Origin of the sequence: Nostoc sp. (assembly GCF_036919675.1) — a bacterium.
In the GTDB taxonomy this organism is placed as follows: domain Bacteria; phylum Cyanobacteriota; class Cyanobacteriia; order Cyanobacteriales; family Nostocaceae; genus Nostoc.
In genome coordinates this window covers 1-6,152 of the sequence record NZ_JBALCP010000105.1, presented here as the reverse complement: position 1 = coordinate 6,152, position 6,152 = coordinate 1, and the positions used below count along the sequence as shown (strand labels likewise).

Here is a 6,152-nt window from a genome sequence, read left to right as displayed (position 1 = left end):
AAGAAACCGATACATAGAGGGCAAGGAGCTAAATTAGAAACACTCACTTTTTCTATTCTTAGTACCGCTTAGAGCTTAACCGAACCGTATTGCGAGTCGTTTGATCGTCACTTAGCTGGAGAATTAAATCCTTATTCAAAATGGCAATAGAAACCAGAGGAGTTTGTTTAGCTTTGTTAGTTCGGTCGAGCGCTCGCATCAACCGTTGCGTAATTTCTTCGGCACGTACCTCTACTGGGAGAGATCCGTCTGGTGGTTGACTACGATTAAAAACAGTGGGAGAGACAATCTCAAACAATAAGTTTCTATCTAAGGGTGAATGCACAGACGCAATTTCATACATACCAAGGCGGGTCACACCACTAGGTGGCTGGTGCGGATCGTTGGAGGCTGCGGTAGGTAACGAAGGCAGTTGACTGTGAGCGATCGCACTCCAACCAAACACCATTGCGATCGTCATCACACTGACTAGCACAAACCGAATTATTAAATAAAGGAAGCGATTAAACAAGAACATAATCTATGAGAAAGTGATTAAGCAACTGATATTAGTGTCGGTCATCGTCCTACTTTAATTTCCTCTCATCAATTAATTTTAGATATATTAAGGTTATTAGAAAAAATTTGGCGATCGCTTTCTATACAAAAGCTCTGTAATTCAGAAAGGCAAAAGTTTTCGACGAGTTACAGAACGAAATAGTTTAAAAATATTTTTCAAATGTCAACTAGCAAACGCACATTTAGGGGATGATATAAAACGTCATCTTCGTTGTCATAACTCAGGAGTTTGATGGGATGAAATCTTCAAATTTGTTTTTAGCGGTAACACTGGCGCTCGCTTCTTTGAGTTTTCCCGTATCCGTCAAAGCCGATACCGTGAATGCCCGTTGCGATGTGTTTCCAAAAGGAGAAGACCGCGCCACATCCTCTGGTCGGTGTACCTTTTCCCAACGGCAGGGTGGGGTTAGCATTCAACTGGAAAATGGTCGTAGCTATGACCTCCTCCCTGTGGGTAATCGACCCGGCAATTATCGCGATCAAAATGGTGAAGTTGCCTATCGACAAGCTGGACTTGGCGACAAAGGACAGATTTATCGCCTCGCCACTGAGTCGATTTTTGTCTACTGGGATACATCTGCCAATCGACAAAACTCAGTTAACAGAAATCGTAGGGCTGCTGCTAGGCGTCAGCCTGAGGCGGGTACTACCGTCTCTCGGTTGAGTGATTTAGTGGGGGCAAGGGCAGGACAGGCAGAAAACACAGTAAAAAAACGGGGCTATCGATGGGTCAAGAGTGATAATTCGGGCTACGGCTACTGGCTAGAAGGCAAAACTAACTACTGTGTAACGATTCAAACAGAGGAAGGACGTTACCAATCGATCGTTTATACAGGGGGTCCAGAGGATTGTAAAAATTAGTTGCTATCTGGACAAACAATCCAATTTAGCGCTCTTTAATCACTCTTTGCAGAAAATAAAGTTTAGTTTGTCAACATTTAGGCAATAAAAATCATGAAACTGAAAACATGGTTGGGTTCGTAGCGACAAGATTATTTTCAGCGATGGTGGTGAATAAAATTGATATCTTGATTTTGAGAGTGTACTAACTGGATTTCTCACAAGCAGAGCGATCGTAACCACAAAAAGCTTATCTGGTATAGGTTTCGACCGAATTTAATGTTTTTGAAAAATAACAAGTGTTTTGCGGTTGCGATCGCTCTCAAGTCAGCCAGCTTTGGGTTAGCAGCTCGTCACTTCCTCTCCTGGCTAATTCCTAAATTGCCCAAGAGCAGCAGTAGTAGTAGTAGTTAATTCAGTTGTCATTCAATTCGAGCAGGGGTGCTGATGTCGCTTTTGACCCGATTGGAGCCATGATAAACATAGAAAAAAGACTGAGACAGTGACTAATCTAATCGATCCGGTTGTCAAAGATTACCTGCTTCACAATTCTCGCTGGCGATCGCCTGTGGGCAAGGCAATCTTGTTGGGGATTGGGCTAATCGTATCGGTGCTGGCGTATTTAGGTATCTACGCGGGCAAAAACCCATTTGTCATTTGGCTTTGGGTTCCCTACACGATCGCCGGATCGATTGTGGGCTATTTCCTGCTTTCCTTTCTGGATCGCGAACGGCGAGTCCGCTTCTTTCATTTCCTCACGATCGCCAGTGTTTTCTTCATCACTGCCCCTGCCGCCGCGTTTTTTAATACCGTCTCTCCTTACCCAAGGGCAACAGTTGGATTCGTCGAGGAGGGGCTGAAGATTCTGCCAGTTCTTTTGTTGGCAATTTATATCCCAAACCTGATCCGCACTAGAAAAGACGGAATCGTCTATGGGGCACTAGCAGGGATGGGCTTTAACATCATTGAGACGGGGATCTATATCGCTGATTTGATCCATAAGTCACCAGTGCTGGATACTTTGGTTCAACAATCTACGCGCTTCGGATTGTGGGGATTAAGTGAGCACATTATCTGGTCAGGTTTTGTAGGCATGGGTATTGGATTCGCGGCAGAGTCAACACAGCGTGGATGGAGTAAGTGGAAGCGATTTGTCCTATTTTATTTGATCGTTGCTATCATGCACAGCGCGTTTGATTCAGGTCTTATAGTGTTTGGAATAATAGTCATATCTAGTATTGTGAGTTTCTTGCAAGGTATTCCTATTGACTCCGACAGCGCGGGCAATAACTTTGGACCGCTGTGGGACGGAATGCGATATGGGTCATACGTCTACAACATTGTGTTAATCATTATCCTGATCGTGCAAATCAAGCGGTCATTTCGTTTGGAAAACAGGCTGCAAGCGGCTGAACTATCAACTGAAGAATCGACTGTGGTTCCAGAAGAGGAGCTGAAGAAGATAAGGAGCGAACGACTGTTCTTTAAGCGGAAGTATAAAAACTTTCCGAAGGCGATCGGGTCAAAGATTGTGCTTTACCAAAATCTGTTGGCAATGCAAAAACATACAGCGACACAGCTTGGTCTTCGCATTGATAAAGTAGAGCCTGTTGTCGTGCTACGGAAAGCAATTCAATCGCTCAGGACAAATCATCTGCAAGGACGGGTCGAGAGTGTCGTTGATTGACATAGGATGCGATCCCCTTACTGTCAATTAGCAAACAACTGAACTGTTGCAATGTCTTGTACCTTTTCTTAATGTCAAGGGAATGTATCCATTGCAGATAGTGGAGAATAAAGCAACGGCAAAATTTTCAGATCAATACAATGTCCAAATCAATCTGCTTCAAACCATGAAAACATTGCGAATCTTGGCTCCTGTCATATTAGGTTTATCCGCTCTCACCGGGACGAGTTCTGTTAATGCTCAAGCTGTGATTGACACTGTAGACAATGGTAATTTGAGTGTAACGAGGCTGTCTTCAAGAAGTGGCTGCGCTGTACTTTTTAACCCGCAAGGAACACTTCTGCAAAATGGTCGATCCTGTAGTGCGAGAGACATCAGTGAAGCTCAGACAGCGATCGATAGCTATCTGCGGGAACAAGGTACACCTGACGGTGACGATCGCACCTCGTCGAGTCAGGGGCTAACGTTGATCTGCTACGGTGAAGGTCGCAGACCTAGCATCGCCAGCCGAAATAGCTACGAATGGGATGATCGCCGCCATCGATACGCCCTACGCGATCGCGTAGAATCATCAACGGAGGATTTCGATTCCGAGGTTCAAGTCGAGATTCGCAATATGAAGGGGAAAATTCATCTAACCAGAAAGCTAATTGCACCGATCAATTCGGGCGGGACTGACGGATGGTGGAACCTCAGCGATCTCAAGATCACGCCCGATCAGATTACAGGAAGATACCGGATCAATGGGCTAAACAAACCTCGTGTCACTATTGATCGGCGTAGCGGTCGGATTGCGATTGATGAGGCTACAAGTTTTCGGGGTTCCTGTGACGCGGGCAACTGGAGCGATCGCAGGAACCGATTTTAGCTTATTGAGTCAAGTGGCGTTGCATTACAGCTTGATTCGTAGTTTAGTTCAGTTAGTATCCTTCATCTGAGCGATCTATCTATGTGTAGGCTGTTAATTCATCGTTGTAATTTCAGTAGCAGTGAAGACCTGCCTCAGTGCAGTTTAACTGAACTTATGTGCTTTAAAATACTATTACTGAATTGATCATTTGGAGCTAAACTATAAGTAAAGCTAATAAATTAGCCAAGAGGTAAAAGCAACTCTCGCTAATAGAACATGGCTACGGTGCTATTTCAGAAAATTTTGTCAAGTAGTTGAGTAAAAATTGAGCAAGAAGAATATCTGGTTCGACTATGCACTCCAGAGCCGATTGCCAAAGCGATCGCCAAACTTTTCGGTCTACTGACTTTGATGGGTAAGTGAGGATTTAATTTTCTCAAGAGAACAAAAAATCTTGAACTGCTTCTAAAACAACTGCTGGGTATTCTTCATACAGTCCCAGAGAACCAGGAATGATAACGCTTCTCACCGCTGGTAAGGCTACTAAAGCGTTCATTTCTTCTCGTGATTTGGGAGGGCTGGATTCCCCAATTACTACCATGAGCGGTACAGTTAAAGACTGCACAAGTCCCAGAAAATCAGATTGTTCGTGTACAGCATCAAGATTACCAGTTACAAAAGCAGCAGATGCAAATCGCGCTCCTGGTTGTTGAGTCGTGTACCACTTCTTCTCAATGAAATTGGGTGTAATTTTCGCCGCGTCAGTAAAGACATGACGGCGGTACATAAAACTTAAGAAAGATTGAGTAGTGTTGAGTTTGTAGAGAGCTTGACCAAGTATAGGCGATCGCACCAATTCTCTCACCATGCCAGCTATCTGTTGACTTGCTCCCATTGTCGGCAAAGGGCCACGCCAAGTAGGAGCTAACAACACAATCCGTGAGAAAGCAGCCTGTTTCACAGCTAATTGTAAAACGTAACTAGCAGCATGACCAGCCGCTACCACAGTAATTGGGGTATTAAAAATAGCTTTGACAAAATCTTCCAGAAATTGCTGATATATTTCCGGTCGGTAATTCAAACTAGGGCGAGAAGATTGTCCAAATCCAGGCCAGTCTATGGCTACAACTTGAAAATGGGGAGCTAATAGCCTGGCGAGTTCGCCCATTTCTAAACGCGTCGAAACAGTGCTGAAAGCTGGTAGTAGCAATAGCGGTGAACCTTTACCAAGGGTTTCATAAACAACGCGCAATTGCTGATTTTCCCAATTCCAGAGATATTCTTGAACTACTCCACCAAAGCCAATAGCAGCAGAGGTAGATAATAAATTTGTTGACATTTGACTAAATTTATTATTCAGAGTTAGGAGTTAGGAGTAGAGACGCGATTAATCGCGTCTGCATAAGAGTTAGGAGTTAGGAATTCAAAACTCATCACTCTTAACTTTTGAGATTTATTTGCAATTATCTGTTTAGCTAGGCAAATCTAACTTACATTCCAATGCTTTTTTTTGCATGGTTTTAAAAATGTTGTAAAACCCATTAGCACGTGAAGGTGTCAAACTAACGTTTAAACCTGTTTCTTGAATAAAATCTGGAGTAAGTTGGACAATCTCAGTTGGCGTTAGTCCATCCAATCCTTCAACCAGAAGCCCTACTAATCCTTTGGTTAACTGGGAATCGGAATCGCCCTGAAACACAACCTTACCCTCATCCAAGGCTGCTGTGATATAAACTTGAGACACGCAACCAGGAACTTTATTTTCGGCTAATTTTTCAGCTTCTGGGAACTCATTGAGCTTCTGAGCATACCAGATTAGCTGTTCATAACGTCGCTTCGGTTCGGAAGCGCGTTGAAAGCGCTGGACAATTTTAGCGAGCGCAGGTGGCAAAGAATCTAGAGTTGAGGACATAACAGAAGCTGCAAATGATCGGTCTTACCTTGAGTGTAAATTATCTTTAGAGCGATCGCGCCTCCGGTTCAGTTGGCAGTATCAAGCTAGCCATTACTGACTATAACTTGTCAAATCCAGATAATTCCTGCGATTGCATTCACTTCGGTCAGGTTTTTGAATGCGCCTAATCACAAAAACTTAATTTTTTTATAAGCAGGTTTTGACGAGTAGAACCCATTTGGGATCTATAAAGTAGCTAATCTTCGGAGCATAAGTCTGACAAAACAGAGATGAATTTTAGTGGTCGCATTTTCTAAAGTTCT

General features: G+C 43.6%; 7 protein-coding genes. 4 read left to right on the top strand and 3 right to left on the bottom strand.

Translation table 11 applies throughout. The features are described 5' to 3' along the window. Window positions 1-58 precede the first annotated feature (58 nt). Window positions 59-517: a hypothetical protein gene (locus tag V7K49_RS24195; protein WP_335207865.1), complete on the bottom strand. Its 459-nt coding sequence runs from the start codon at window positions 515-517 to the stop codon at window positions 59-61. 278 nt (window positions 518-795) lie between these two features. Here V7K49_RS24195 and V7K49_RS24190 point away from each other — a divergent pair, with 278 nt between their 5' ends. The 4 genes from V7K49_RS24190 (at window position 796) to V7K49_RS24175 (ending at window position 3,953) form a co-directional block, all read left to right on the top strand. Beyond that, window positions 796-1,419: a hypothetical protein gene (locus tag V7K49_RS24190; protein WP_335207864.1), complete on the top strand. Its 624-nt coding sequence runs from the start codon at window positions 796-798 to the stop codon at window positions 1,417-1,419. Window positions 1,420-1,677: 258 nt separating this feature from the next. Continuing rightward, window positions 1,678-1,812 (top strand): hypothetical protein, encoded by a 135-nt coding sequence (locus tag V7K49_RS24185; RefSeq protein WP_335207863.1) that lies wholly within the window; start codon window positions 1,678-1,680, stop codon window positions 1,810-1,812. 88 nt (window positions 1,813-1,900) lie between these two features. Next, the gene (locus tag V7K49_RS24180) at window positions 1,901-3,085 is read left to right on the top strand and encodes a PrsW family intramembrane metalloprotease (RefSeq protein ID WP_335207862.1); all 1,185 of its coding nucleotides are present in this window, start codon (window positions 1,901-1,903) and stop codon (window positions 3,083-3,085) included. Between the two features lie 166 nt (window positions 3,086-3,251). Next, window positions 3,252-3,953, top strand: a complete 702-nt coding sequence (locus V7K49_RS24175; protein WP_335207860.1) for a hypothetical protein — start codon at window positions 3,252-3,254, stop codon at window positions 3,951-3,953. A 418-nt stretch (window positions 3,954-4,371) separates the two neighbouring features. Here V7K49_RS24175 and V7K49_RS24170 read toward each other — a convergent pair whose 3' ends face one another. Further along, window positions 4,372-5,274, bottom strand: coding sequence for an alpha/beta fold hydrolase (locus tag V7K49_RS24170; RefSeq protein WP_335207858.1), 903 nt, complete (start codon window positions 5,272-5,274; stop codon window positions 4,372-4,374). Between the two features lie 132 nt (window positions 5,275-5,406). After that, window positions 5,407-5,847 (bottom strand): SufE family protein, encoded by a 441-nt coding sequence (locus tag V7K49_RS24165; protein ID WP_334873947.1) that lies wholly within the window; start codon window positions 5,845-5,847, stop codon window positions 5,407-5,409. Between the last annotated feature and the right edge of the window lie 305 nt (window positions 5,848-6,152).

Coding starts and splice junctions, on each gene's coding strand:
- V7K49_RS24175 (WP_335207860.1), top strand. CDS start 3,252: ATGAAAACATTGCGAATCTTGGCTCCTGTCATATTAGGTTTATCCGCT.
- V7K49_RS24185 (WP_335207863.1), top strand. CDS start 1,678: ATGTTTTTGAAAAATAACAAGTGTTTTGCGGTTGCGATCGCTCTCAAG.
- V7K49_RS24165 (WP_334873947.1), bottom strand. CDS start 5,847: ATGTCCTCAACTCTAGATTCTTTGCCACCTGCGCTCGCTAAAATTGTC.
- V7K49_RS24190 (WP_335207864.1), top strand. CDS start 796: ATGAAATCTTCAAATTTGTTTTTAGCGGTAACACTGGCGCTCGCTTCT.
- V7K49_RS24195 (WP_335207865.1), bottom strand. CDS start 517: ATGTTCTTGTTTAATCGCTTCCTTTATTTAATAATTCGGTTTGTGCTA.
- V7K49_RS24170 (WP_335207858.1), bottom strand. CDS start 5,274: ATGTCAACAAATTTATTATCTACCTCTGCTGCTATTGGCTTTGGTGGA.